The following is a 2,770-nucleotide window of genomic DNA, read 5'->3' as shown; positions in this document are numbered from 1 at the left end:
GTCGTCGCGGTCGGCTTCTGCATCTTCATGGGGCTGTGGCAGCTCGGGGCCTACGACTCGCGCCAGGAGCACGAGCGCGCCGACAAGCAGCAGGTCCCCCGCGTCGCCCTGTCCGGGCTGTGGGGTCCCGACCAGCCGTTCGAGGCCCGGCTCAACCACCGCCCGGTGACGGCGACGGGCACGTTCGCCCCGGCGACCGAGCAGGTGTGGGTGACGGGCAAGGAGCAGGGCGGACGTACCGGCGCCTGGCTGCTCGCCCCCTTGCTCGTCGACGGTGACGACCACGCGCTGCTGGTCGTACGCGGGTGGGCGCCGGCGGCCACCGACTTCCCCGCAGTGCCCCCGGGCGAGGTCACGATCGATGCCGTGCTCCAACCCGGCGAGGCGGGTGAGGCAGCGTACGACCCGGACCGGCGCGAGATCGGCTCGGTGCGCATCCCGGCGCTGACGAATGAGCTTCCGTACGACCTCTACTCCGGCTTTGCCGTGAGCACCAGCGCATCGGCCGCCGGCGGGCTGGACCTCGTGCCACCGCCGGAACCCGGCGACGTGTCGTGGACCGTGGGCCTGCGCAACCTGGCGTACGCCGTGCAGTGGTGGGTGTTCGGCCTGTTCGCGCTGTTCATGTGGTGGCGGATGTCGACCGAGAGCGTGGCCGCTTCGAGGCCGAAGGTAGCCTGACGCCGTGAGTGGAGTAGCCAAGGCCTATCGAGTCGTCGCCTACGTCGTCGGCATCAACCTGATCTTCGTGATCGGTGCGTGGATCGCGCAGCTGAGCACGGATGACTCGTCGTGGTGGAACCGGAACTCTGGTGCCATCGGGATCGTCGACATGATTCACGGCTACCTGTTCATGGCCCTGCTGGTGCTGATCGCCGTGCTGGCCAGGCGGCACCGGTGGAAGCCGGCGTTCATCGTGACCACGATGCTGTTCGCGACGATCCCGTTCGTGAGCTTCTGGGCCGAGCACCGCGCGACCGCCGCCGTACGCGCTGCGGAGTCCGCCCCGGTCTGATGGTTTACCAGGAGAACCTGGTAAACCATCACTCCTCCGGGCAAATTTGCCCGGTGAACTGGCGCTTTACCAGGTTCTCCTGGTAAACCGCAGCGGCCGACTACATGCCGGTGAAGGTGGCCTTGCCGGGGCCGTCTCGCAGGAACGACGCCATGCCGTCCTGCAGGTCGCGGGTGTCGAACAGCTCGGCGGCGATCGCCGTGACATGGGCGTTCGCCTCGGGGACTCCCCCGGCCTCGAAGCGGCGCAGGACGTTCTTGGCCGCACCGAATGCCCGGGTCGGTCCGCTCGCGAGGTGCTCGACGAAGGCCAGCACGGCGTCGTCGAAGCCCTCGGGCGGCAGCACCCGGTTGACGACGTTCCACCGTTCAAGCGTGGCGGCGTCGTAGAGCTCGCCGGTGAACACGAGCTCCTTGGCCCGGCCGACTCCCGCGCGGGCGGCGAGTCGCTGCGTGCCACCCATCGTCGGGGTCAGCCCGATGACGCGTTCGACGAGGCCGAACTTCGCCTTCTCCGAGGCCAGGATGAGGTCGCACGCGAGGGCCACCTCGAACGCCCAGGTCAGCGTCAGCGCATGTGCGGCGAAGACCGCCGGGAACGGCAGCGCGTCGACGCGGTTGGGCAGCTCGATCATCCGGTCGTACAGCCGCTTGGTGTCGGCCTTGGTCTTGCGCGCGTGGAACTGCGAGACGTCGACCCCGCCGGACACGACCTTGCCCTCGGCGCGGATCAGGAGGGCACGCGGCGACAACGCTTCGACCTCGTCGAGCGCGCGGTCGAGCTCGTCGTGCAGCTCGAGTGAGTAGAGGTTGACAGGTGGAGCGCTGAACGTCAGGACGGCGATGTCACCGGCACGTTCGACCGTGACCGGCATCAGCGCAGGTCGGCCTCGTCGGGGTCGTACGAACCCCCCTTGTCCGCGACCGCGTTGCGGACCGCCACGACGGCGCCAGCGATCAGCGCGAACAGGAAAAACTTCCGGACGGGATGTCTCTTCTCCGACTTCGACATGCGGGTCACGATAGACCTCAGGCGGCCAGGATCGCACCCCTGCCCGCCGCCGGGCGGTCTTGGCGTCCCATGAAAAGATGGGCGCAGCAACCGAAAGGAATCCCCCTGTGGCCTCGCAGCTCATCGCGACCTTCACGACCAACCACGGCGCCATCGTCGTGGAGCTCTTCCCCAACCACGCCCCCAAGACCGTCGACAACTTCGTCGGCCTCGCCGAGGGCACCAAGGACTGGATCGACCCGGCCACCGGCCAGATCTCGAACAAGCCGTTCTACGACGGCCTCGGGTTCCACCGCATCATCGCCAACTTCATGCTGCAGGGCGGCGACCCGCTGGGCACCGGCACCGGCGGCCCCGGCTACGAGTTCGAGGACGAGTTCCACCCGGACCTGAAGTTCAACAAGCCCTACCTGCTCGCGATGGCCAACGCCGGGCCCGGCACCAACGGCTCGCAGTTCTTCATCACCCTCGTGCCGACGGACTGGCTCAACCGCAAGCACACGATCTTCGGTGAGGTCGTCGACGCCGACAGCAAGGCCGTCGTCGATGCCATCGGCTCGGCGCCGACCGACGGATTCGATCGCCCGATCGAGCCGGTTGTCATCGAGAAGCTGACGATTGAGCGACGCGAGGCGTGAACCTCCCGGCTTCGGACTATCGCTGCTACCGGCATCCTGACCGCGAGGCCTACATCTCGTGCCAGCGCTGTGAGCGGCTGATCTGTCCGGAGTGCATGAACGACGC

Annotated in this window: 6 protein-coding genes; 4 read left to right on the top strand and 2 right to left on the bottom strand. The window is 68.0% G+C overall.

All coding sequences use genetic code 11. From position 1 onward, the window contains the following. Positions 1 to 681 (top strand): SURF1 family protein (locus V6M46_RS04005; RefSeq protein ID WP_332662476.1); only part of this gene is annotated, 681 nt, incomplete at its 5' end. Positions 682 to 685: 4 nt separating this feature from the next. After that, positions 686 to 1,015: a DUF3817 domain-containing protein gene (locus V6M46_RS04000; protein ID WP_332662475.1), complete on the top strand. Its 330-nt coding sequence runs from the start codon at positions 686 to 688 to the stop codon at positions 1,013 to 1,015. Positions 1,016 to 1,115: 100 nt separating this feature from the next. On the opposite strand, the gene V6M46_RS03995 is transcribed toward V6M46_RS04000, so the two are convergent. Both V6M46_RS03995 and V6M46_RS03990 read right to left on the bottom strand, forming a co-directional pair. After that, positions 1,116 to 1,889, bottom strand: a complete 774-nt coding sequence (locus tag V6M46_RS03995; protein WP_332662474.1) for an enoyl-CoA hydratase/isomerase family protein — start codon at positions 1,887 to 1,889, stop codon at positions 1,116 to 1,118. After that, entirely contained in the window at positions 1,889 to 2,026 is a 138-nt protein-coding gene (locus V6M46_RS03990; protein ID WP_332662473.1) for a hypothetical protein, read from the bottom strand. Before V6M46_RS03990 ends, V6M46_RS03995 begins: the two co-directional genes overlap by 1 nt. Positions 2,027 to 2,133: 107 nt before the next feature. Between V6M46_RS03990 and V6M46_RS03985 the strand changes: the two genes are divergently transcribed. Both V6M46_RS03985 and V6M46_RS03980 read left to right on the top strand, forming a co-directional pair. Beyond that, positions 2,134 to 2,664: a peptidylprolyl isomerase gene (locus V6M46_RS03985; protein WP_332662472.1), complete on the top strand. Its 531-nt coding sequence runs from the start codon at positions 2,134 to 2,136 to the stop codon at positions 2,662 to 2,664. Next, the coding region (locus V6M46_RS03980) for a B-box zinc finger protein (protein ID WP_332662477.1) at positions 2,661 to 2,770 on the top strand (110 nt) is incomplete at its 3' end. The genes V6M46_RS03985 and V6M46_RS03980, both read left to right, overlap by 4 nt.

The sequence above is a fragment of the Aeromicrobium sp. genome, assembly GCF_036676885.1.
Lineage (GTDB): Bacteria > Actinomycetota > Actinomycetes > Propionibacteriales > Nocardioidaceae > Aeromicrobium.
Note: the sequence above shows the minus strand (reverse complement) of the source record. Positions and strands in the feature narration are given on the sequence as shown.

What these genes read in the sequence shown, in the direction of transcription:
- V6M46_RS03990 (WP_332662473.1), bottom strand. Translation starts at nt 2,026, where the DNA reads ATGTCGAAGTCGGAGAAGAGACATCCCGTCCGGAAGTTTTTCCTGTTC.
- V6M46_RS03995 (WP_332662474.1), bottom strand. Translation starts at nt 1,889, where the DNA reads ATGCCGGTCACGGTCGAACGTGCCGGTGACATCGCCGTCCTGACGTTC.